At 36.2% G+C, this 24,525-nt stretch carries 24 protein-coding genes and 1 tRNA gene; 4 read left to right on the top strand and 21 right to left on the bottom strand.

Features of this window, described 5'->3' with window-relative positions; translation table 11 throughout:
• Nucleotides 1-28: 28 nt before the first annotated feature.
• The 12 genes from N0K73_RS06160 to cdaA form a co-directional block, all read right to left on the bottom strand.
• Complete coding sequence (locus N0K73_RS06160) at nt 29-1,708, bottom strand: oleate hydratase (protein ID WP_112250284.1); 1,680 nt, start codon at nt 1,706-1,708, stop codon at nt 29-31.
• Between the two features lie 4 nt (nt 1,709-1,712).
• The gene (locus N0K73_RS06155) at nt 1,713-2,057 is read right to left on the bottom strand and encodes an ArsR/SmtB family transcription factor (protein WP_057973751.1); all 345 of its coding nucleotides are present in this window, start codon (nt 2,055-2,057) and stop codon (nt 1,713-1,715) included.
• A gap of 185 nt (nt 2,058-2,242) precedes the next feature.
• Nucleotides 2,243-2,944, bottom strand: a complete 702-nt coding sequence (locus N0K73_RS06150) for a ribonuclease H family protein (protein WP_112250286.1) — start codon at nt 2,942-2,944, stop codon at nt 2,243-2,245.
• Between the two features lie 147 nt (nt 2,945-3,091).
• A complete protein-coding gene (locus N0K73_RS06145; RefSeq protein ID WP_169787604.1) occupies nt 3,092-3,244 on the bottom strand; it encodes a hypothetical protein in 153 nt (50 codons plus the stop codon).
• 151 nt (nt 3,245-3,395) lie between these two features.
• Nucleotides 3,396-3,467: transfer RNA gene (locus N0K73_RS06140), tRNA-Asn, on the bottom strand.
• 72 nt (nt 3,468-3,539) lie between these two features.
• Complete coding sequence (locus N0K73_RS06135; RefSeq protein WP_112250288.1) at nt 3,540-3,848, bottom strand: hypothetical protein; 309 nt, start codon at nt 3,846-3,848, stop codon at nt 3,540-3,542.
• Between the two features lie 290 nt (nt 3,849-4,138).
• Nucleotides 4,139-5,206 (bottom strand): ABC transporter ATP-binding protein, encoded by a 1,068-nt coding sequence (locus tag N0K73_RS06130; RefSeq protein WP_112250290.1) that lies wholly within the window; start codon nt 5,204-5,206, stop codon nt 4,139-4,141.
• A gap of 150 nt (nt 5,207-5,356) precedes the next feature.
• On the bottom strand, nt 5,357-6,067 hold the full coding sequence (locus N0K73_RS06125; RefSeq protein ID WP_112250292.1) for a glucosamine-6-phosphate deaminase: 711 nt from the start codon (nt 6,065-6,067) through the stop codon (nt 5,357-5,359).
• A gap of 146 nt (nt 6,068-6,213) precedes the next feature.
• Nucleotides 6,214-8,031, bottom strand: a complete 1,818-nt coding sequence (glmS, locus tag N0K73_RS06120; protein WP_112250294.1) for a glutamine--fructose-6-phosphate transaminase (isomerizing) — start codon at nt 8,029-8,031, stop codon at nt 6,214-6,216.
• Nucleotides 8,032-8,240: 209 nt separating this feature from the next.
• Nucleotides 8,241-9,596, bottom strand: a complete 1,356-nt coding sequence (gene glmM, locus N0K73_RS06115; RefSeq protein ID WP_057973745.1) for a phosphoglucosamine mutase — start codon at nt 9,594-9,596, stop codon at nt 8,241-8,243.
• A gap of 21 nt (nt 9,597-9,617) precedes the next feature.
• Nucleotides 9,618-10,745 (bottom strand): CdaR family protein, encoded by a 1,128-nt coding sequence (locus N0K73_RS06110; protein ID WP_112250296.1) that lies wholly within the window; start codon nt 10,743-10,745, stop codon nt 9,618-9,620.
• On the bottom strand, nt 10,742-11,581 hold the full coding sequence (gene cdaA / locus N0K73_RS06105; protein WP_057973743.1) for a diadenylate cyclase CdaA: 840 nt from the start codon (nt 11,579-11,581) through the stop codon (nt 10,742-10,744). The genes N0K73_RS06110 and cdaA overlap by 4 nt, the downstream gene beginning before the upstream one ends.
• 157 nt (nt 11,582-11,738) lie before the next feature.
• Here cdaA and N0K73_RS06100 point away from each other — a divergent pair, with 157 nt between their 5' ends.
• A complete protein-coding gene (locus tag N0K73_RS06100; RefSeq protein ID WP_112250298.1) occupies nt 11,739-12,395 on the top strand; it encodes a DUF1361 domain-containing protein in 657 nt (218 codons plus the stop codon).
• 37 nt (nt 12,396-12,432) lie between these two features.
• Here N0K73_RS06100 and N0K73_RS06095 read toward each other — a convergent pair whose 3' ends face one another.
• Complete coding sequence (locus tag N0K73_RS06095) at nt 12,433-14,541, bottom strand: cation:proton antiporter (protein ID WP_112250300.1); 2,109 nt, start codon at nt 14,539-14,541, stop codon at nt 12,433-12,435.
• Nucleotides 14,542-14,559: 18 nt separating this feature from the next.
• A complete protein-coding gene (gene murB / locus N0K73_RS06090) occupies nt 14,560-15,459 on the bottom strand; it encodes a UDP-N-acetylmuramate dehydrogenase (protein WP_112250302.1) in 900 nt (299 codons plus the stop codon).
• 190 nt (nt 15,460-15,649) lie between these two features.
• Here murB and N0K73_RS06085 point away from each other — a divergent pair, with 190 nt between their 5' ends.
• Together N0K73_RS06085 and N0K73_RS06080 are read left to right on the top strand one after the other, a co-directional pair.
• The gene (locus N0K73_RS06085; RefSeq protein ID WP_057973739.1) at nt 15,650-16,183 is read left to right on the top strand and encodes a 3'-5' exonuclease; all 534 of its coding nucleotides are present in this window, start codon (nt 15,650-15,652) and stop codon (nt 16,181-16,183) included.
• A 35-nt stretch (nt 16,184-16,218) separates the two neighbouring features.
• Nucleotides 16,219-16,692 (top strand): glutathione peroxidase, encoded by a 474-nt coding sequence (locus N0K73_RS06080; protein ID WP_112250304.1) that lies wholly within the window; start codon nt 16,219-16,221, stop codon nt 16,690-16,692.
• A 32-nt stretch (nt 16,693-16,724) separates the two neighbouring features.
• On the opposite strand, the gene tsaE is transcribed toward N0K73_RS06080, so the two are convergent.
• The 3 genes from tsaE to N0K73_RS06065 are packed head-to-tail and all read right to left on the bottom strand — an operon-like array spanning nt 16,725 to nt 18,896.
• Nucleotides 16,725-17,192 carry a tRNA (adenosine(37)-N6)-threonylcarbamoyltransferase complex ATPase subunit type 1 TsaE gene (tsaE, locus tag N0K73_RS06075; protein ID WP_112250306.1) on the bottom strand — a complete coding sequence of 156 codons (468 nt, stop codon included), beginning with the start codon at nt 17,190-17,192 and terminating at the stop codon, nt 16,725-16,727.
• A 16-nt stretch (nt 17,193-17,208) separates the two neighbouring features.
• Nucleotides 17,209-18,198, bottom strand: coding sequence for a phosphate acetyltransferase (gene pta, locus N0K73_RS06070; RefSeq protein WP_112250308.1), 990 nt, complete (start codon nt 18,196-18,198; stop codon nt 17,209-17,211).
• A gap of 17 nt (nt 18,199-18,215) precedes the next feature.
• On the bottom strand, nt 18,216-18,896 hold the full coding sequence (locus tag N0K73_RS06065) for a uracil-DNA glycosylase (protein WP_112250310.1): 681 nt from the start codon (nt 18,894-18,896) through the stop codon (nt 18,216-18,218).
• A 126-nt stretch (nt 18,897-19,022) separates the two neighbouring features.
• Here N0K73_RS06065 and N0K73_RS06060 point away from each other — a divergent pair, with 126 nt between their 5' ends.
• Nucleotides 19,023-19,889 carry a Cof-type HAD-IIB family hydrolase gene (locus N0K73_RS06060; protein ID WP_112250312.1) on the top strand — a complete coding sequence of 289 codons (867 nt, stop codon included), beginning with the start codon at nt 19,023-19,025 and terminating at the stop codon, nt 19,887-19,889.
• A gap of 74 nt (nt 19,890-19,963) precedes the next feature.
• Here the strand turns inward: N0K73_RS06060 and N0K73_RS06055 are convergent, their stop codons facing one another.
• From N0K73_RS06055 to N0K73_RS06040, 4 genes are all read right to left on the bottom strand, one after another.
• Nucleotides 19,964-20,833: an alpha/beta hydrolase gene (locus N0K73_RS06055; RefSeq protein ID WP_112250314.1), complete on the bottom strand. Its 870-nt coding sequence runs from the start codon at nt 20,831-20,833 to the stop codon at nt 19,964-19,966.
• Nucleotides 20,823-22,142, bottom strand: a complete 1,320-nt coding sequence (locus N0K73_RS06050; RefSeq protein WP_112250316.1) for a PTS transporter subunit EIIC — start codon at nt 22,140-22,142, stop codon at nt 20,823-20,825. The genes N0K73_RS06055 and N0K73_RS06050 overlap by 11 nt, the downstream gene beginning before the upstream one ends.
• A 151-nt stretch (nt 22,143-22,293) precedes the next feature.
• A complete protein-coding gene (locus N0K73_RS06045; RefSeq protein ID WP_112250318.1) occupies nt 22,294-23,031 on the bottom strand; it encodes an amino acid ABC transporter ATP-binding protein in 738 nt (245 codons plus the stop codon).
• On the bottom strand, nt 23,031-24,440 hold the full coding sequence (locus N0K73_RS06040) for an amino acid ABC transporter substrate-binding protein/permease (RefSeq protein WP_225416488.1): 1,410 nt from the start codon (nt 24,438-24,440) through the stop codon (nt 23,031-23,033). Before N0K73_RS06040 ends, N0K73_RS06045 begins: the two co-directional genes overlap by 1 nt.
• Nucleotides 24,441-24,525 lie beyond the last annotated feature (85 nt).

Raw genomic sequence — 24,525 nt, 5'->3', positions numbered from 1 at the left:
AAAATTGATTATAAATCGTTATTTTAGTTTATCTAAACATTGTTTTTGTTGCTTTAGCCAAAACTTTTGGCATTTTTTCATAATGATGCATTGGTGTCAATTGTGTATCTGAAATCCCTAAGAACTTATACACAGCAACTTGTGCACAACGGAATGAATATTGTTCTGTAAAGACCATGTCAAATGGCATTTCCGCAAATTGACTGATAAATGCTAAGTTTTTTGAATGTTCAGGTACAACATCCGGACGATCACCAATTGCACGACGATTAAATAATGAACTTGCGTAAGGCATGTAGACAGGGATAACGTTAACCACGCTGTCCATAATCTCATCAGTATGGCGACTAATGTTATCCGTTGCCGTATCCGTCTGAGCAAGATGTCCTAGTAATTCTTCGAGCATCTCACGACCCGTCATTTCAATAAATGGTTTCTGAACGAAATCACCTTTACGACGTGGGTACAGGCAGTAGCCCCAGAAAACAGTTTCATTTTCTTTTTGTGCATGGAAATGTGGTTGATGATGAACGACGATTGACAACAAATTATTACTATCAACCCAGGTATTTAATGCGTTACCTGGTTCTTGTTGCGTAATTCGTGCGATTTCATTAACTGCAAAATGGTTATCAGTCGTAACTGTGAAACTCATCCATTCACTTTGTTGACGATCGTTAAAGAATTTATCCGGTTTACCTAAACTGTAGAAATGTTCAGTTGCTTGTTTCCAAAGTTTGGCACTAGGCGCATATTCCATATTTTCAACAATTGGTGTATCAATGTCGCCCATTGAAGAGCTATCCGTAATTGAGCCGTTTGTATCAAAGACTAAATCACCATCGTTAATAACGATTTCACCAATTTGGTTGTCATTGTCAACTTCTTCGTATTCAAGACCGGTAACGACAATATCGTCACGTAAGGCCGTATCTTTAAATTTAAATTCAGTTATCTTACGATTATCCACAAATGTTACACCACGATCTGAAAGATATTTGCGCATTGGTAAAATAATACTTTCATATTGGTTGTATGGTGTTCTCGTAACACCTTCCAACGTATTAATTCGGCTAAATTCTAAAATCATTCGGTTCATGTATCGGCGTAATTCCATTGCTGAACTTTCCTTTTTAAATGCGAAAGTTGTTTGCCACATGTACCAGAAGTTCGTCGTAAACATATGTGGGCTATTTTCAAACCATTTTTCAATACTAATATCATTAATTTCTGATTCCTTTGATTCTGGCATCATCATTAATTTTGTTAACAACATACGATCACGGGTGTTAAATTGCATATGGCGGTAATCATTCTTACCACCTTTATTTCGAATACCATCCATTTTATCAATCAAACGTGCAATATCATGCGTTGGATGTGCATGGTCAAAATCTAATATTTCTTCTGTTACTGTTTTATCAGGATGATCCAGGGATGGTACTTCCCGAAGAACATCCCAAAGATTTTCGTATGTTTCCTCATTCAGCATACGGCCGCCTTTTGCTAAGAACCCTTTTTGGTTACTTAGACTTTGATTTCCATACTCAGAAATGTAATCTTCAACTGCGGCACCATCATTAGCACCATGCTTTTCTAGTCCAAACATCGTAATTTGGTCACCGTGCCAACCACCATCACGAATTAAATAAATACCTGCTGCTAAATTACCAACACCGGTTCCAATCATATATGCTTTTTGAGCCATAACTTTAGTCCTCCTTTAATTTTTCGCCCTCGCGGATCATTTTAATGAGGTGTTCTAATCGATTTAACGTCTTATCAGGTGTTAAAAAATAAAATCGTTTTAATCCGGTTTGTTTAAAATCAATTAACCCCACATCTTTTAACACTTTTAAATGGTGTGAGACTGCTGGTTGCGACAAAGACATACGATCTACTAGTTCAGATACTGTTAGTTCCCGTTGATACCTTGATCCTAGCAAAATGATTAATCGTTGCCTTTTTTCATCAGCCAAGGCATTTAGTATGTCCAAATTTGAAATAAATTCCTGTAATGCTTCAGATTGCCTTGGTTCTAGCTCTTCAGCTTCCATTCCCAACCATCTCCTTATATCTATCTTCATGGATATAATAACACCATATACAAAATATAGCAACCGCTTTCAGTAAACGCTTTAAATAACTACTTTACCGTTACCAGTGACCTTATTTTTAATTATCCCCACAAAAAAAGGCTTTCTACGTTAATAGAAAACCCGCTTACTTCACTCAACACTGCTTACATCTGATCCATCGTTTCATTTAACAATTCGTCAACTTTATTATTACCTTCGTTATCCGCATGCCCCTTCGTCCATTCAAAATCAACATGTGTCAGAGCCGGTAGTAATTCGGCTACTTGTTGCCAAAGTTCAACGTTAAGTACAGTTTGACCATCCGCCTTTTTCCAACCTCGACGTTGCCATCCGGCCAACCATTTTTTTTCAATGGCATTCAAAACATATTTAGAATCTAAAATAAACACAATATGCTCTTCTCGTAATCCTAAATCAATTAATTTTTTTATAGCCTGTAAAAATGCCGTGATTTCCATATAATTATTGGTTTTACCTTTTTCACCATCCGTACCGGAAAATGTCTCACCTGGCGTCTTGATGTAAAAGGCCCAAGCAGCCGTGTCTTCATTTAAGACATGTCCACCTTTTACATTACCATGATTTCTTGATCCACCATCAGTCCAGACTTGAATTGAATCAGGCGTTAAAACGACCGAATTGCGCGTTGTTTTACTACTTTTTTTACCACTAACGGACGTTGGCTTTGGTGCACCATCATCCATCCAATTCTGTGCCTCATCCCTAGTTTCAAACCCTTTGTAACGCGCACCATCAAATCCATTAACTAATTTAGCCACATCAGGCCATTTTGTAAAAATACCTGTTTTACGTCCTTTGTATACTGCGTAGAAATTTTTTGCCATCTTAATCACTCCGTTAGTCAGTTTTATTGATTCTTTTATTGTATGCTAAAATCCTACATAAATATATTTAAATAAAAGATTCTTTTAACAAAATACGCAAAAAAACCACCGTTACGATCAACGGTGGCCATCATTTATTTAACTAAATTATGCTTTTTTTGCTGCAGCTGCTGCGTCGTTAGCTTTGCTTTCTTTTAAGAAAGTAGCAAGTTCTTGTTGTTTACGACGACGGTTCTTTTTGTTTGGAGTGTTAACTGGACGACGATCGTTACCGACACCTGTATGGTTGTTTGATGACATTTCGCAATCCCCCTTTCTGACAATCTCTTAATTTTAAACTGTATTCAGAAATAATTCAAGTTAATCATTAATTTCTTACAATGGACTCAAAAAGTTAAGTTCATAAATAAAAAAAGATAATCGGCAGTAAGTCGATCATCCTCTATGAATACTGCTCAGGTAGGGATCGAACCTACGACATCTTGATTAACAGTCAAGCGTTCTACCGCTGAACTACTGAGCAATCATTTCATTTCTGTCTATACTATTTTATACCATAGATTAACCCATTTTGTAAAGAGGTTTTTGGCATTCCTTACTCAATATGATTGTCCATCAATATGGCATCCAAGTCGTTCTGCGCTTCTTCAGTTCTGTGCCACTCTTGATATTCCGTAAATGCTTCAATTGGCATTTCAAAATTTTCATTAATATACTTTTCATAATTGATAACATGCGATGATCTAGGAATATTTAATTGTAAAATACGGACTTCCTTCAGAAAACCTCTTTGAACCGCAAGTTCTGCCCGACCATTTTGAACCATGTTCGATAATTCAAAATATTTAGAGTCATCATTTCTTGTAATTTCTTCGATTAACGATAAAACTTCATGACTTTTCATGTTAAATCCAACTTTCTACATTTATTCGCTTAACTTAAGTATAAACACATTCGTTCATAAGTACAATAAGCACAAAAAAAGCCACTACATCGCAATAGTGGCCAGCATAAGAGAGAAAGAGAATTGATAAAGGTAATTCATATACCTTACAAGACTAAGATAACATTTAATGTAAGCGTTGTCAATAACTTTCTAATTCCTTTTAACAATTAAGTAAAACGGTTCAAGATTACCCAAATGTCAGTACAAAAAAACGTTAACGCATTATCACCCGTTAACGTTTCATTTATTTACTTGTTTGTTTTAGCCGGATGGATGAGACTCGTTGGATGTTCAATAATATGCGTAATTGAATGTCCCGATACATTAGCTAAACTAAAGAAAACAACTGCCAGTAATACGACCACCGTTAATACTTTACTTGGTTTAGACATTTTTTCGTTTAAAACGGAACCGTAGAAATCCTTTTTGACTCTGTCAGTGATAACTTGCTTTGAAACGTCAGAATTCGCTTCTTCAGCACTTTGTTTATCAACTTGGCTGACAAGGTAGTCATCGATACTAAAGGCTTTTTGGGCCTCTTTTTGTTCTAACTGATAGGCCGTTTTTTCTTTCTTTGATAAACCTTTAAACCAATCGATGTACGCTTTATATTTATCCACAACGTCTTTAGTTGGGCCAACTTGTTTTAAATCGCCATATTGGATCCATGCAACACGGTCACATAACATTTCAATTTGTTTTAAAGAATGACTAACAAAAATAATTGTTTTCCCTTGATCCTTAAATTCATTAATTTTGTCGACACATTTTTGATAGAAAGTATCATCGCCGACCGATAAAGCTTCATCAATAATTAAGATATCAGGATCAATATGCACGGCAATGGCAAAACCTAAACGAGATTTCATCCCACTCGAATAACTTTTAACGGGTTGATAAACAAAATCACCTAAATCAGCAAAGTTAATAATATCTTCTAAAATATCATCAATTTGTTTGTTCGTTAAGCCTTGCATTAATCCTTTTAAACGAATATTTTCTAGTCCAGTTAACTGCCCTCTTAAACCGGCACCAATCGCGATAATTGATGTTTCACCGCGGACGTCCACAATACCTGTCGTTTGCGGAATAATACCTGAGATAATATTCGACAATGTTGATTTACCTGAACCATTAACACCAATTAGGCCAAGCGTTTCGCCGCTCATCACATCCATTGAAATTCCTTTTAATGACCAAAAATGAGGTACGGTCGTATTTTTAAAAGAAAAGAATGATTTAATATGTTCAGACTTTGTTTTAAATAAGTCATATTCTTTTGTAACATTTTTTACTCTAATTTTATAATCGACCATTTTTTCAACTTCCTAAAAACGTATTTTCTTACAATTGTCATTATGTTACTAGACTTACTATCAACCGTCAAGCAAGCACGAAACACAAATAGAACTAATCCATTTATTTTAACGCTTTAAACGAATTAGTTCTACATATTAAGTGTAACTTTATTTATTTTTTAATAAACTTGCTGCTGCTTCATCAACAATGACCGTAACATCATCATGATTTTGTAAGAAACTTGCAGGAACATCTTCCGTAACAGGACCTTCGATCATTCCTTTAATTGCTTCTGCCTTACTTTCGCCAAAAGCTTCAAGTAAAATTTTCTTTGATTTCATGATTGAACCAATACCCATTGAATAAGCGTAGTTAGGAACATCTGCTTCATTTTCAAAGAAACGCGCATTAGATTTGATTGTTGATTCTGTTAAATGAACTTTATGTGTCAAACTGTCCCCAGCTGTACCAGGTTCGTTGAAGCCGATATGTCCATTTTTACCAATGCCCAAGATTTGTAAATCGATTGGGTTTTCTTCGATAATTTTGTCGTAACGTTTTGTTTCTTTTTCTGCGTCATCTTCAAGACCATTAGGTAAGTAAGATGTTTTAAATGGTTTTTTGCTAAAAAGATTTTCGTTCATAAAGTAACGGTAACTTTGTGAATCCTTTTCGCCTAAACCTACGTATTCATCCAAGTTAACTGATGTTGCGTCAGTAAAATCTAAGTCACTGGCTGTAATTGCGGCGTAGGTTGTAAGTGGTGTACTCCCCGTAGCAAGTCCGAAAACTTTAGCATTTGCGTCTTTAGCAGCTTTAAAAACTTCGTAGCCTTTTTGGCCACCTTCATTTTGATCTTTAACAATAATTAATTTCATTTCATTGTCCTCTTTTCAATTGTTTATCGTCCTAATTGGTATAGTCCAATAATACAATGTTTATTAAAAAAAAGCAATAGGTCTATACCAAATAAGCAAAAAAATAATGCCACCTCAATGAGGCAGCATTATTTCATTCAATTTTGTTATTCAACGGTCACACTTTTGGCTAAATTACGGGGTTTATCAACATCGTATCCACGATTTAAGCTTGTGTAATAAGCCAATAATTGTGCGGGCACAATACTGACTAATGGCGTTAATAAGTCAGAAACATCTGGTAAGACAATTTGATCACCCTCGTTTGCCAATGATTCCATTGAAATTGTAATTGTGTTTGCGCCACGAGCTAATACTTCTTGAACATTACCTCGTGTGTGGCTTGCGGTTGGTGCATCCGTAATAATTGCAACAACGGGTGTCCCTTCTTCAATTAAAGCAATCGTTCCATGCTTCAATTCACCGGACGCAAAACCTTCAGTTTGAACATATGAAACTTCTTTTAACTTTAGAGCAGCTTCAATTGAAACATCATAATCAATCCCGCGTCCAATATAAAATGCATTACGTGTTTCACTTAAAAACTCTTTAGCCAAGTCATTAATCAATTCTTTTTCATCAACCATAGCCTGCATGGCGTTCGCAACTGCCGTTAATTCATGATAGACATCATAATCAATCGCTTTTGTTTGTCCCGTTACAGTTCCTAACGCTTTTGCCAAGAGCGCTTCAACGGCAATTTGAGCCGTATAAGCTTTCGTTGAAGCAACCGCAATTTCTGGCCCCGCATGCAACAATAAAGTGTACGTTGCTTCACGAGAAAGTGTTGAATTAGCTGAATTTGTAATGGTCAAACTTGGGTACATCATTTCGTTAACCTTGACAAGAACTTGACGACTGTCAGCCGTCTCACCACTTTGTGACAAGAAAATAAAGAAAGGTTTTTCTGAAAGCAATGGCATGTGATAACCAAATTCTGAGGCAACATGTACTTCTGTTGGTACGTTAGCCAAACTTTCGAACAACTCTTTTCCAACTAATCCTGCATGGTAACTCGTTCCTGCGGCAACAATATAAAGGCGGTCAGCGGCTTTCATTGCGTTTAGAATATGATCGTCAATCTTGACCGTTTCTTCGTTCTCAACGTACTCACTCAGCAAACGACGCATAACGGCAGGTTGTTCATCAATTTCTTTTAACATATAGAATGGATAAGCACCTTTTTCTGAGTCGCTATCATCCATTTCAACATGGTATGAATCACGTGAAACTGCCTCACCATTTTTATTTTCAATTTCGATGGATCCTGGTTTAACGACAACCATTTCGCCATCCATTAATTCAATAAAATCATGCGTTTCTTTTAACATTGCCATCGCATCGCTGCAAACAACATTGAATCCATCCCCTACACCAATTAATAATGGACTTTTATTTTTAGCCACAAACAAGGTTTCTGGTTCTTCACGATCCATCATCAAGAAAGCATATGAAGAACCCTCAAGTAATAATAAAACTTTTTTGAAGGCTTGTTTAGCCGTTAAATTTTCTTCATTCGCGAAGTAACCAATTAACTGAACGACAACTTCTGTATCTGTTTCACTCACAAAGTTAACATCTTTTAAATATTGCGCTTTTAGTTCAGAAAAATTAGTTATCACACCGTTATGCACAAGATAGAAACGACCATCTTCAGAAACGTGAGGATGAGCGTTAAACTTACTTGGTACACCATGAGTTGCCCAACGTGTATGTCCAATTCCAGCAGTTCCATGAATGTTATCATCAATAGCTGATTTTAAGTTTGAGATTCGACCTGCTTCTTTCACGAGATAATCCTCACCCGTTTGGTTATCCACAAAAATACCTGCTGAATCGTAACCTCGGTATTCCAATTTCTCTAATCCATTAATTAAAATTTCAACAGTATTTGTTTTTCCTGTTACGCCAACAATTCCACACATAGTTTATATCATCCTTTTTAATTATATTTTAAGTCGTTTTTAAAATTGGTATAGATGTCTAATAAATAAGTAACCCCTATCAATATCTATTAATATACCTTTCTATAATTATGTTGTCAACAATTATTATATTGGTATACATAAAAATGTTCGAGTGTATAAAAAAAAAGTCACTCGAATTTTCATTCAAATGACTCTCTAATATCGTTTTAAACACCCATTTCGGTTTGAACAGTTTTCACAATTCGATCCACATAAGCTTTAACTTCCGTTTCTGTTGGAGCCTCTGCCATAACACGTAGTAAGTTTTCAGTTCCACTAGGTCTAACAAGAACACGACCGTCACCGGCCATTTCTGCTTCAACTTCTGTGATACTATCTTTAATTTTTTGATTATTCAATGCAGCTTGCTTATCCGTTACTTTTACGTTCACAAGTTCTTGTGGGTAGGTTTGTACCGCTGCAGCCAATTCAGATAATTTCTTACCCGTCTTTTTCATAACGTTTAGCAATTGAATAGCAGTTAACATCCCGTCACCAGTTGTATTGTAGTCTAAGAAAACAATATGTCCAGATTGTTCGCCACCAATATTGTAACCGTCAGCACGCATCTTCTCAACGACATAACGATCACCAACTTGCGTCTTAACTGATGTTAAGTTTGCGGCTTCAAGTGCTTTGTATAAGCCAATGTTACTCATAACTGTTGTTACAACCGTTTCTTTTTTCAAACGACCGCGTTCATTCATGTATAAACCACAAATGTACATGATTTTATCGCCATCAATAATATTACCTAATTCATCAACGGCAATACATCTATCGCCATCACCATCAAAAGCAATTCCAGCTTGGAGTTTCTTTTCGACAACTAACTCAGCCAAACCTTCTGGATGCGTTGACCCAACGCCTGCATTAATATTTAATCCATCAGGCGATGTTGCCATTGTTTCAAAATCTGCATTTAAATCTGCAAATAAACGTGAAACAAGACCACTTGTTGCACCGTTAGCAGAATCAATGCCAACGTGTAAGCCTTCTAAATCATCAGGAATTGTTTGTTCGAGGAATTGCGTATATTTTAAAACGCCTTCCGGGTAATCTGTCAACGTACCGAGGCCCTCACTATCGGGTCTTGGCAGCTCATCAGAATCTTTTTCTAAAAGAACTTCAATTTCTTCTTCTTGTTCATCTGATAATTTGTATCCATCCCCACCGAAAAATTTAATTCCGTTATCTTGAACGGGGTTATGTGATGCTGAAATCATAATACCAGCAACGGCATTTTGTGCACGCACAAGGTAAGCCACACCAGGTGTTGAAATAACGCCCAATGAGAGTACTTCAATCCCGACAGATAATAAGCCCGAAATTAAAGCTTGTTCTAACATTTGACCAGAAATACGTGTATCACGGGCTACAAGTACCCGAGGTCTATCGTTATTTTCAAGTTGTGCATGTTCTGAGAGAACATAACCACCTAGACGACCCAATTTAAATGCCAATTCAGGGCTTAATTCTTTGTTTGCAATACCTCTAACACCATCTGTACCAAAATATTTCATTAGTTTCTCCTCATTGATTACTTAGTTTAATGTATTCGTTGATTCACTCGTACTGTCAGAACTTGTCGCCGCTGATGAAGCAGAACTTTCACTACTCTCTGAACTCGAATCAGAGCTCGACGATGCCTGTTCAGATGTTGATTCACTATTCGTCGTCTCCGACGTTGCCGCTGTCCCACTAGAAACGTCAATCTTCACTTTAACAGATTTTGGTGATGCCGAGATTAAATTATTCTTATCCAGATCAATATCGAGCGTTTTCGTAACAGAATCTTTGATATTGTTTATTGGCACAACAACATCAATCTTGCTTAAGCTATCCAGCGTTGCTTTTGTTCCCGTAACGTTCACCTGCTTTGTATCACTAGAAAATTTATATATTTTCCCAGATACGCCTGATCCGCTCGAAACAAAATTTAACGATAATTTCTTGGTTGTCTTTGTACTCTCAACCGGAATTGTAACGCCAACCGTTTGCGGCGTAACAATAACATTTAGCGTTTTTCCATCCGCATCCAAGGCTTCAAGCAACACTTCCTGTGAGATTGTGGATTTTATTTGATTACTCTTCATATTAACTTGTGCGACAACTTCCGAAATTGCGTTCACATCATCTGATGCTCCCGATACAGAAACTGTATTATTATCCAGTACTGGCGTTCCACTCTTATACCCTTGGGCCAAGCGACGTTCATTAAACTTAACCTGTATAGGGAAAGTAGCTGTCTTACGTTTTTGTATCGTAACATCAATTGTAGCAGGATTAATTTTATAACTAATTTCTTTATTTAATCCCTCTGCCTGCAATTTAACCGTATGTTTACCAGGTTTCAATCCCTTTAAATCAGCATAAACGCTAAAATTTTGTGTGTTCACTGTGGTTGTAACCAAAGCACTTGGTCCATCCAGCGTTAGCTTTACATTTTTAGGATATCCGGTAATGAAATATTTATCATTGTCTGCTGAAATTTGCAGACCAGTGTTAATTGTTTTTGATGTATTCGCAACTAAACTCGTTTTCTTTTCATCAGAAAGATTATTCGTATTTGATAATTGATCATAGTTCACATAGACAAATAATAGAATTGCTAAAATTAAAGACGTTCCAATATAAAATGAACGACTATTAAAGAACTTATTTAGATTCATTTTTTACTCCCCCTGTGTCCGAAATTTTCAAAAAATTCCCAGAAAGGATTGTTCTTTTTATCATCATCTTTGATTAATTCAGTATTCAATAATTTAAGATAATCTTCTTGCGACAGATCACGAATCAGTTGATTGTTACGTGTAATTGTAACAGCGCCTGTTTCTTCTGACACAACGATTGTAATCGCATCTGTGACTTCACTTATTCCGACCGCGGCACGATGCCGAGTTCCCAATTCTTTCGGAATTAGGTTACTTTCAGATAGCGGTAAATATGCCGCCGCAACGGCAATTTTATTATCCTTAATGATCACAGCACCATCATGTAAAGGTGTATTAGGAATAAAAATGTTAATTAATAATTCCCCAGTAATTTCAGCGTTCAACGCAATACCAGTTTCGATATAATCTTCCAAACCGGTATTCATCTGAATCGTAATTAATGCACCAATTCGACGTTTCGACATATACTGAATGGCAGAATCTAACCCAGCAATCATATGTTTTTCGTCTTTATTTTTTTGTTTCCCTCTCGCAAAAAAGGACCCTCGACCAAGGTGTTCCAAACCACGCCTTATTTCCGGTTGGAAAATAACGACCATGGCGATAACACCCCAATTGATAACTTGATCCATAATCCAAGATACCGTTTGTAACCCAACAACTACACTAATTAGCTTAATCACAACAATAATAATGATTCCTCTAAAAAGTTGAACTGCTTTGGTTCCTCTTAAAAGTACCATGAGTTCATAAACAACAAACCAGACAACAATAATATCCAGTATGTTAACCATGTGTCCCCATGTTACAAGACCACCCCAGTTAATGGACATCACTCGGCCTCCTCTATTTTATTAACCGTTTTATTATACCACGTTGTCGAATTCGTTTCCTTACCCCCCTTAATTTTTCTATAATTTGTCAGATAATAATTTTATTTCAACGTATTTTTTGCTACACTTAGAACATTATAGAAAAGGAAGCCCATTTATGACAAATACGAACGTGAAAAACGGTATCAGATTATTCTTTTTAGCTTACTTAATTATGATTTATTTATTTATTTCGAGCCAGGAAATACAGTTTAGTTTTCTATTACTTAATACCTTTCTGGGCTATCTACCAATTGAGATAGCCTTTCATCTCAAAAAAAATCAGTCCAGTGGTTGGTTTTGGGTACTAACCCTTATCTGGTTGTTCTTTTACCCAAATGCGCCGTACTTACTAACCGATCTTTTCCATTTAACGATGTTGCGACCATACGATATCACAACTGGCTTAATTAAGTTGGATATTCATATGTGGTTGAATTACTCTTATCTAATGGTCAGTACAATGTCATGCACGCTACTTGCACTCGTTGGTCTTTCTCAAATTGCTGACCAGATCAAAGACAGATTACACTTTACGGCAGCTTATTCTCGTTATGCCATTATTTTTGTTCTCACGATTCTAGCATCTATCGGCGTCTATGTCGGTCGCTTTTTGAGATTACATACCGTCTACCTACTCACATCACCCAAATGGGCATTAAAAATGATAGGCGATATGTGGAATATTAAAATGCTCGCATTTGTCGTCTTATTAACTATTGTTCAATTAGTCATTATTATTAGTTTAGAAATATATCGTAAAACAATAAAATAGGAGCGTTTCGCATATTTTATGCGAGACACTCCTATTTTTAATCTTCCTCAGAAAGCATAATAACATTTTCAGAGTAGTTGATATATTCACGTAATCTTGATGCTAATGACCACGTAATATAACCCTGTTCCATCAATTCTTGCATTGCCGTACGCTCTGCCGCAATGGCCTTCAATCTTAACTGATAACTTTGCTCCTCAGACTCAGAGCGATCAAATTCTTTAGTTAGTTTTAAAGTTTCAATGCGGTTACGATAATACACAATCAAATGATATATAGCTTGTTGATTAAATTGCTGATTAACATCATCAGATTTTTTTACGTAAGTTGATAGTGCCTTAATTGCCGCCTTAGCCAGAGCTTTTTCAATATTTCGTCGTTCATAAACTTTCTTCAATTCGGTTTCGGAGAAAAATGCTCGCCTAGCCATCTTACCTATCTGTCTAGACGCATATTTAATATTTCTAACCGTAACAAACGATATTTTTCGATTGTTTATTTGACTTAATTTTGCTTTTTGCTTCATAATTTTTTTATTAATAATTGCATAGTTTTGATCACTAATTGCATTTTTTAATTTCATCTTATCCAATGCTTCCAGTTCGCCATCTAAAGCTATCCGTCTGATATTTGCCTCTTCTTCAACAATTTGGCGCAATCGTTCATCATCTTGATCAGAAAATTCAAGTCGTCGAATCATAAATTGATATTCCAAAATTAATTCATAGGCAACTTTTTGATTACTTTCCCGTCGTTCAGACTCCAACCGACTAATTGCAACGCGCATAATATAAATACGCGCTTGTTTTTCATTGAATTGCGCGTTCCCATTCTCAGAAATAATAATATCGTCATCAACTAACCCATCTGATGATTCGTTATTGGTTTTCATTATGTCTTTTTCTTTGGTAAGAAAAGGTAATATTAATATTGCGGCCAACAAACTTAAAACAATAATTCCACCTGCAATAAACAACATTAATGACCGTTCCGGGAAAGCATCACCAGATTTTATAATTGTCGGTACTGTTAAAACACCGGCCATTGTAATGGCCCCACGAACACCTGAAAAGCCTGAAATTAGCGAAACACGCCAACTTGGCGTTTCCGTATTTTTTGTTTTATCTTTTTTCGAGATAAATAACATATTAATATAAGTCCAAATAACACGAATTAAAACTAAGAACAGCCAGACAACAACAACATCTACAATTGCCGTAAAAGTACTGCTATTGTTGTCTTCTATCGTGTTTGACATTGCGATTGGCAATTCAATCCCTAAAATAATAAATACGAATCCGTTCAGTAAGTAAACAACAATCTCCCACGTTTTTTCGGTAACTAATTTAATCTCAGGTAAATAGGTTGCAAAACTATTTTTGCGTGTACTAGAAATAACACCCGCCACAACAACTGAGATAACGCCGGAAGCATGCAGAAACTCTTCTGTAAACATAAATATGATAAATGGCGTCAAAATCTGTAATATCGTGTTGAACACGACATCATTAATTCCTTGTCTCATTAAAAAATCGCGAATAGTTGAAATTAATAACATTAAAACAGCTCCGGCAATAAACCCGACAATCGCAATGTAAGTAAAATCACCGAACGCCTCGCTAAGGGAAAAATAACCCGTTGCAGCTGCGGCAATTGCATATTTAAAGGCAATCAATCCACTTGCGTCGTTGATTAAACTTTCACCGCTGACTAAATTTAATATATTTCGTGGTAATTTAGCTTTCTCTGCAATTGATTGAACCGCGACCGGATCAGTTGGTGACAGAATAGCGGCCAATGCGAATCCCACAGCTAAAGGCATCTTTGGAATTAAAAAATGAATAAAAAATCCGCCGGCAACCGTGGTCAAAAAGACCAGTAAAATGGCATTCGCAAAAATGGCGCCTCTCAATTTCCAAAGCTCTCGTTTTGGAAATTTCCGACCATCATTGAATAATAATGGTGCAATAAAGAGTAATAAGAACCAATCAGTTTCCAATTCAATTGAGATTTTAAAAATTAAAGCAACAATAAATCCCAATGTAATCTGAATTAAACCAACCGGTATCGAAACCAGATAGTGACTGATGACGTTTGATAATAATACAAGCGCAGCTAAGACAATAACTGATTCAAGTAGTGGCATTAACCATCTTCCTCTCTTTTAGTCTTCTCCGATAATCCTAACTTCTGTTTCTAACTTAACATTAAATTTTTCCCAAACGGTATCTTGTACATGCTTAATAACGTCCATGTAATCTGTTGCTGTCGCACCGTCCACGTTAACAATAAACCCGGCGTGCTTTGTTGAAATCCGAGCACCACCGACTTGATAACCTTGCAATCCAGCGTCATGTATTAGTTTACCAGCAAAGTACCCTTCTGGTCGCTTAAAGACACTTCCGCATGACGGATATTCCAAAGGTTGTTTCGAGGCACGTAAAAAATTAAAATTATCCATTGTTTCACGAATGTTATGCTTATTACCTTCTTTTAAGATAAAAGTTGCTTCTAAAATAATGTCATGGTCATCTTGAATCTGGCTATGTCGGTAGCCAAAGTTCATTTCTTCGTTAACCATAGTTTTCACATAGCCTGCACGCGTGATCACACTCACTTCAGTTAAAACTTGGCAAATTTCACCACCATAAGCACCAGCATTCATAAATACTGCACCACCAACGCTTCCAGGAATTCCGGCAGCAAATTCAAAATGAGTTAACCCAGCTTGGTATGCTCGTTCTGTCGTTTCGATTAGAGATGCACCCGCCTGAGCCATAATTTTTGTGCCAGATACGGTAATCTGATCCATATCCGTTAAAATGATGACAAGTCCACGAATACCACCATCTTTCACAACAAGGTTACTTGAGTTACCTAAAACAGTTAACGGAATGCCATTTTCGTTAGCCATATTAACAAGAAGTTTAACTTCCGCAACCGTCTTGGGAAAAGCTAAGACATCTGCCATACCACCCGTTTCAGTATTGGTATATTTAGCAAGGGGTTCTTTTTTTAAAATTCTCATAGTTGGAAAAAGTTCTACAAATGTATCATATTTCATTATTTATTCGATTCCTTTCAACATTTAGCGATTCTTTTTATTTTAACACGTTCGTCGTTTATTTTTCTAATTTATCACATAAACAGCTGACTTTTAATTTCATTACCTAACTGGTATACTTTGTTAACGTTATCAGACCGGGCATATCTTTGTACCCCGGCTATTATCTCAGATTAAAAAGGAGTCGCCTATGAATTTTGTCACAATGGATTTTGAAACTGCTAATAATCAGCGTCACAGCGCCTGTTCAATTGCCCTAACAGTCGTCCGAAACAATCAAATCGTCGATGAATTCTATTCGCTTATCAAACCTGAAACACCTTTTAATTGGCGAAATGTTCAAATTCACGGCATTCATGAAGAAGATGTTGCCTTCGCACCTAAATTTCCGGAATTATGGTCACATATTTCACCACTCTTTCAAAATAACAGCTTAATCGTGGCACATAATGCGCCTTTTGATAACAGTATTTTGCACAATACTTTAGATTATTACGGCTTGGAAACACCGAAATTTTTGCTACTCGATACAGTTAAAACAAGTCGTAAACTATTTCCAGATTTTCCAAACCATAAATTAAACACCGTCTGCGACGAACTAGATATTAAATTAACGAACCACCATAACGCATTAGATGATTCAGTTGCCTGCGCCAATATTTTACTGTACCAAGAAAATAATTTTGGTCAAGACAGCTTGAAACCATTCGTTAAACCAGCTTAATAACTGTCATCAAACTATTGTCAGGGGGAATTACGATGTCAATTTATGATTATCAAGTCACACTAGAAAGCGGTGACGTTTACTCGCTTGAAAAGTATGCAGGACATCCGCTCTTAATTGTTAATACAGCGACAAAATGTGGATTCGCACCACAATTTAAACAGTTGGAACAATTATATGAAGATTATCAGGATCAAGGTTTAGTCGTTCTTGGCTTTCCTTCAAATCAATTCCATCAAGAACTAGACGATGATTCACAAGCTGCCGCGGTTTGTCGGACGACATATGGCGTTACGTTTCCAATGCACACGATTCGAAATGTTAACGGTAAAGACGCGTTACCGTTATTTACGTATTTGACTGCAGAAACAAAAGGGACTTTTGGCCGCTCAATTAAATGGAATTTCACTAAATTTATGGTCGATCGTAACGGTCAAGTTGTTAAGCGTTTCGCACCTAAAACCGATCCATTAAAGATGATACCAGAAATCGAAAAACTAGTTCATTAACGCAAAAATGGTTGATAACCCAATCGGGATTATCAACCATTTTTTTTAACCAACTGCTCAAGCATCTTCGTATATTGTGAGCCGTAACTATCAAGTTTAATGACACGACGATTGTCGTCATCTTCATCTTTCAACAAAGTAATTCTTAACGAGTCATCTGGTAATTCATCTTGAATAAATTCGGACCACTCAACAACACTGACGCCATCAGAATTAAAGTATTCATCTAACCCTAAGTCTGCGCCGCCCATTCCTTCAAGGCGATAAACATCCATATGGAATAGTGGCAGACGGCCTTCACGATATTCTCTGACAATTGGAAATGTTGGACTTTTAACATTTCGCGTAATCCCTAATCCAACGGCTAGACCCTTCGCGAAAGTTGTCTTTCCCGCACCTAAATCACCATCTAATAATAAAATCGTGTTAGGTTCAACGAGTTGTCCTAGTTTTTTCGCAATTTTTTGCGTTTCTTCAACGGAATTCACTTCAATATTCATTAATTATTTCACCCTATTACTCTAAACTTTGTGCTGCAGTGATAATACCAACCTTGTAGATTTCTTCGACGTTAGCGCCACGAGATAAATCAGAAACTGGTTGATTCAATCCTTGTAGAATTGGGCCAATCGCTTCAAATCCGCCCAAACGTTGTGCAATCTTATAACCAATATTTCCTGATTGTAATTCTGGGAAGATAAAGACGTTAGCATGTCCGGCAACCTTTGAATCGGGTGCTTTTTGCTCACCAACACTAGGTACAAAAGCCGCATCGAATTGTAATTCACCATCAATTGCTTCATCTGGTGCTAATTTTTGAGCAATTGCAGTGGCCTCAGCAACTTTTGAAACTTCTGGAGATTTCGCTGAACCCTTTGTTGAAAAACTCAACATGGCAACTTTTGGATCAATATCAAAAATACGCGCAGTTTTGATACTTGCAATCGCCATTTCTGCTAACTCTTGAGCAGTTGGATTAATACTGATTGCCGCATCAGAAAATAAATATTTTTCCGTATCATTATTTCTAGTCATAATAAACGCACCACTTGTACGGCTAACGCCCGGTTTTGTTTTAATAATTTGTAATGCAGGTCGTACGGTATCGCCTGTTGCGTGAACGGCTCCAGAAACCATCCCTTCAGCAAGTCCCATATAAACAAGCATCGTACCAAAATAATTAACATCACGTAACATTTCATCTGCTTGTTCTAGCGTATTTTTACCATTACGACGAGCCACAAAAGCTTCTTTCATTTCATTAAAATCCGCATCGGAGTAGGCCTTTGGATCAAGTAATTGTATGCCAATTCCTTCAATAACTAAATTAAGTTGCGCTGCCAATGCTTGAATTTTTTTTACATCTCCTAACAAAATGGGTTCTGCTAAGTTATCTTCCGCTAATTTAACGGCAGCTTTTAAAATGCGCTCTTCTTCCCCTTCAGGAAAAACCAATTTAATTTTTTTACTTTCAATCTTACTTTTTAAACTTTCAAATAATGACATTATTCTTCCTCCTATAATTAAACATGTATGGGTAATTGCCAATCAATTGGTTGCAATCCCCGACTCGTTAAATTCTGATTTATTTTTGAAAATGGCTTAGAACCAAAGAATCCACGGTAAGCGGCTAAAGGACTTGGATGAGGTGATATTATCACAAAATTATGATCCGTATCAATTAATTTCACCTTATCTTGCGCTGATTTTCCCCATAAAACAAAAATAACTGGCTGATTTGATTCCGACAAGTGTTGAATAACGGCATCGGTTAACATTTCCCACCCTTGATTCCGATGAGAATTAGCGGCACCCTCTTGAACGGTTAACACCGTATTCAGCATCAGGACACCCTGCCTCGCCCAATCTTTCAAATAACCATGATTAACCGGTTGAATACCCAAATCTGACTCTAATTCTTTGTACATATTACGTAAAGATGGTGGAATCTTTTCTCCTGGTAAAACTGAAAAGCTCAAACCGTGTGCTTGATGCTCTTCATGGTATGGATCCTGCCCAAGTAAGCAGACTTTAACCTCAGCAAACGGTGTTAATTTAAAACTTTCAAAAATCCGATTTTGTTCCGGAAAAATCGTCTTATTTTGATATTCGTGATCAATAAAAGTTTTTAAAGCAGTATATTTTGACTTTGCAAGTTCATTCGTTAAAAATGGTTGCCAGTCATTATCGACATTAATATTCATTACGCAGCACCTCATGAATCAAGTTTACCATATTACCGGACACAAAAATAAACGATTTGATTAAAATATTGAGCGGTTTCATGTTAAAATAAAACAAGTAAATATGATTAGAGGAGTGTTGAATTTATGATAAAAATTATTGCATCAGATATGGATGGTACATTATTGAATGATCAAATGGTGATTTCTGAAAAAAATGCCGATGCGATCAAACAGGCGCAAGCTTTAGGGGTCCATTTTATCGTTTCTACAGGTCGTGGCTATACTGAGGTTAAGCCCTTAATTACTGCGGCTGGATTCAATAGTCCAATGATTACGTTTAACGGTGCAGAAGTTTTAAACGAAGATGGCGAAACACTTAACACCACGCCCATCTCAGACGAAGTTGCTCAAACATTGGTTCAGTTATTTAAAAAAGAAGGTTTCTACTTTGAAATGACAACTTCAAATGGTGTCTATTCTGATAATCGTGCGAGCCGCATTCAAAATGTGGCACGCTTAATTTCAGATACAAACCCAGATACACCTTTTAAAATGGCTGTCTCACTGGCCGCTGCCAGACTTGAATTAATGAATATTAATTACGTTGATGATTATCAAACAGTTATCGATGACCCCAAAATTGATATCTTTAAGTTAATTGTTTTCAGTATGGATGGCCAAGAAAAATTAACACCTTTGAAAACAAAAATTGAAGCAGAAGACTCACTTGTTGTAACATCTTCTGCACCAACTAATCTTGAAATTAATAATATAAATGCACAAAAAGGGATTGCCCTTCAAGCGTTCGCTAAAGGATTAAATATCCCTATGTCAGACGTAATGGCTATCGGAGATAACTTAAATGATGTTTCAATGCTAAAGGTTGCGGGGGTTAGTTATGCCATGGAAAATGGTCATGATGAAGTTAAGCGCATTGCCAACCATTCAGCAAAAACTAATTCTGAAGATGGCGTTGGTTTAGCAATTCTTGAACAATTAGCTAAAAAATAATCATTAACATATAAAAACGACTAATCAGTTAGAAAATCTAATTGATTAGTCGTTTTTTATTTATTAAATACTAATTATTGTTTTTTATCATCTGGTCCATTTTTCTTTGAATCATTAGAATCCATCACGTATTGTTTGATTAACGCCACAATTTGTTTATTTTGTGGTAAATCAGAATGTTCTGATTCATTTCCCGTAACCGTTATTTCAGTGTACGATTTCGCTTGATTCTGAAAAATATATTTTCCGGCATTAACACTTTGATAAGGGACGATCCCATCATTAGTGTAGTTCTCCGTTCCAGCAATGGAGTACAGCACTAAGTCTGTTGGAATTTTCTTTCGATCCGCCACAAAGTCTGCTAACATTTGTGTTCGCGTACTTTGATTTGTTTCCTCTCCATTGTACGGCGAGCCAATCGTCATCAAGGTATTAATGGACGCAGCCTTATTATCAAAATATTTTTCTAAAAATGTCGTATAAATTAGGCCACCATTTGAATGTCCAATACCACTGAATTGGTTAAACTTATATTTATCAGAAAGATAATTAAATGCCGTGTTAAACCACTTAGCCTGTTTTTTTATACTGCTATATCCATTTGAATTATCTTCAAAACCAACGACAATGAAAGGCTGCATATCACGCTTAGCGATCTTACCAGTAATTTTAAGCTCACCCGTTTTTTGCACCGTAATTTTCAATAAACTATGTGCACGGTTCGTTGAAGTATTTAAAACGTCAATTAATTCGTCAAAACGATTTTGAGTTGCGCTACTTCCTGGGATTAAGATAACGGGATTTAACTTGGAATTATGGATAATCCGACTATTTTTAACCTTCTGACTATTCCACGTATTTGCCGGTATAATTATGGCTAAAAGACAGGTTATAATAAGTATTCCCCAAAATAGATAGCGACCCATTTTTCGTTTATTTTTCATCTAGGTCACCTCCGTCGATAAGTGCTGCCTGATTATTCAATTTAACGAATGGAATATAAATTAAAACGGTAACGACTAGAACAATGCCCGAAACAAACAATGCACTCCAATGACCATTAGTTCCCAGAAATGCCATTAATGGTGCTGGCGTTGTTCTAGGTAAATTATAAACGGCCGGTGGCATCCACTTGAAGTAAATAAAAAAGTAACCAATTAACATTGAAACAATTGGTGATATTATAAACGGTATCATTAAAATTGGGTTTAAAATAACTGGCAAGCCGAACATTAATGGAAAGTTAATATTAACAAAACTCGGAATAATTGAAAATTTAGCTATCTTCCGACTATTTTTATTTTTAGAAGCGACTAAGATTGCTATGATTAAAGACATTGTCATGCCTGTTCCACCAAAACTTCCAAAACTGTCATAAATAGTGTGAATTGAAATAGGAAAAGGAACACCAAAAGATGTACCATGTTTTAAGGCATAACTTAAATTGCTAACAATTGAGGTGTCATCCAAGCCCCCTTGCATAATACCCAAAGGTCCCGAAATACCAATACCAGACAAAATACTATTAAAAAAAGCCAGAAATAGAATCGTTATAATCAAATGCTTCGATTTAATTTCTGTTAGCCTAAACAAAGAATAAAATAACCCATTCACACCCATTTGATTAATCATTGAAGCTAGGAGCGTTAATCCAATCAAAATACCTAATACAATGGCTAGCGGAAGTAGTCCTCCCACGCCACGAGAAATGAATGTATATTGATCTACTTTTTCCTGCTTATTTCTGGGTGAGAACCATTTAAATATATAACCGACAAAAACACCCAAGATTAAAGAAATAAAAATCCCTCTAATTCCTAGGTCTTGCATCAAAAACGTCTCCTGATTGCTATCAGAAGTGAAACTCGCTAAATTATAGTTTAAAACAAGCATCCCGATAGCTCCGGTAAAACCTGCTATTTGTTCATCTTTTTTAAACGATCTTGTCATGTACTTTGCACTTAGAAAGGCCGTCATGATTGCAATGAAATTCATTGTTACTGTGTTAATAATTTCTAATACCTTTTTTATAACATCTTCGTAAGGTAACCATGATGAAATATCGTATATTTGATTAAAGAATCCTTGCTTTGAAAAAACGCTAGAACTGAGAGCCATACTAAGACTTCCGATAATAATAAATGGTAAAATAATTGCGAATGTTTTTTCAATTGCCTGGTAAGTAAAAGATTTTTTTATATATCGATCAACCTTTAATAATTTTTGTGAAAATCCTAACCATATCGTATTCATCAAATTCCCCCTCCAGTTGTCATTTATTATAAACTATTAAAACGCTAACGACATCAATGTTCTCTTATTCTCAATAATTAATTTTTACAAAAAAAGAAACCAGTTATAAACTAACTGATTTCACTTCAATGTCTTAATCATGAGTCATTATCTACGCATTTAAGACTTTATTTAAAAAATCTTTTGTTCGGTCATTTTTAGGATGACTGAAAATTTCATCTGGTGTACTACTTTCTAAAATATAACCGTCAGCCATGAAGACGACGCGATCAGCAACTTCTTTAGCGAAACCCATTTCATGCGTCACAACTACCATTGTCATACCATCTTTAGCAAGTTGTTTCATAACATCTAAAACATCCCCAACCATCTCCGGATCAAGCGCAGACGTTGGTTCATCGAACAACATAATATCCGGTTTCATCGCTAATGCACGCGCAATTGCAACACGTTGCTTTTGTCCCCCGGATAATGAATTAGGTGCGGCATCAGCTTTATCACTTAATCCAACTTGGGCAAGTAATCGTTTCGCTTCTTCAATTGCCTCTTCTCTTGTTTCTTTCTTCAACTCAACAGGAGCTAAAATGATATTTTCAAGAACCGTTAAGTGTGGAAATAAATTAAAATGCTGGAATACCATACCAATATTTTGACGAATAACGTTTAAATCGGTTTTTGCATCACTAATATCATGTCCATCTACCACAATTGAACCAGAAGTTAAATCCTCCAGTTTATTCAAACAACGTAAGAATGTGCTCTTACCTGATCCAGAAGGTCCAATCATACAAACGACTTCTTTTTCCGCCACTGAAAGATCTAATCCCTTTAAAACTTCATTTGAACCATAGTTTTTCTTTAAATTTGTTACTTGAATTTTAGCTGCCATTATTTAATCTTCCTTTCGACTAAATTAGATAACCACGTTAATAACGTAATAATTACGAGATAAATAACCGCAATAATTAGCCACATTTTAAACCCTTCAAGATTCCTTGCGATAATAATTTTGCCGGTTTGTGTTAATTCTAAAATACCAATAACGGATAGAATTGAGGTATCTTTTAAGGTAATAATAAATTGATTAATAAATGACGGAATCATGATTTTAATTCCTTGCGGCATAATAACTTTCATCATTGCTTTACCATAGGGTAACCCCAAACTACGGGCCGCTTCCATTTGGCCATTATCAACGGCCTTTATACCGCCCTTAACAAATGCGGCCGTATAGGCGCCTTCGTTTAACGTTAACGTGATAATTCCGGCAACGAATGCTGGTATCTTAGTCCCCGTTAAATTAGGAATACCAATGTAAATGAAGAATGCTAAGACAATCAATGGGAGTCCACGGAAAATATAAATTAATGTGCTTGAAAGGCCATTAAGCCATTTATTCGGTGCAACACCCATCATTCCTAGAATAATTCCTAATACCGTCGCAAAAACAATTGCAACAATAGTTAGTAACATCGTTTGTTTAAAGCCATCTAACAAGGTGCCACTATTTGTTTTTAATAAGCCTAAAATTGTTCGAGAGCTTTTTGAGTTAGAGTTAGCGCTCTTGGCATTTGTACCCGTATACTTATCAACAATTTTTTTGTACTCGCCATTAGCCTTAAGTTTCTTTAAGCCCGAGTTAAATTTTGTGAGTAATTCTTTGTTTGTACCCTTTTTAACGGCGAATCCATATTCACCTTTTTCATATGTTTCACCAACAATTTTCATTTTGATACCATTTTTAATTCCGTAAGCCAAAACGGGCTTATCATCAAAAGCAGCAACCGAATTACCCGTCATGACGTCATCATACATATTACTTGAATCATCAAATGTTGTCGTCGTAATGTTGTATTGCTTTTTAATTGAGTTAACAAACTCTGCAGAGGATGTTCCCACTTTAATGGCAACTTTTTTTCCTTTTAAATCATCTAATGATTTAATTGTGCTGTTGGTCCCAACTGCCATTGCAACCCCAGCATCATAGTAACTCTCTGAGAAATCAAATTTCACTTGACGTTCAGGAGATACAGTCATTCCCGCCATTACACCGTCAATTTGGTTGGCTTCTAACGCCTGAACTGCTGCATTAAATCCTAAAGCTTTGATATCAACTTTAAATCCTTCTTCTTTAGCGACGGCCCGCATGATGTCCATATCAATACCAACGTACGACTTTCCGTCTTCTGCCTGGTATTCGAATGGTGCATAGGTTACATCTGTTCCTATCGTATATGTTTTTTCTGCTGCGCTCACTTGACTACTATGTAAAAATAATCCAACCCCACATGCGAACATGAATGTTATGATCATTGACTGCCATTTTTTCATAATATCCTCCTCAAATTGACTTCATGTTACATAATATAACATATCCATTCTC

The sequence above is a fragment of the Dellaglioa algida genome (genome assembly GCF_030127605.1).
Classification (GTDB): domain Bacteria; phylum Bacillota; class Bacilli; order Lactobacillales; family Lactobacillaceae; genus Dellaglioa; species Dellaglioa algida.
Note: the sequence above shows the minus strand (reverse complement) of the source record. Positions and strands in the feature narration are given on the sequence as shown.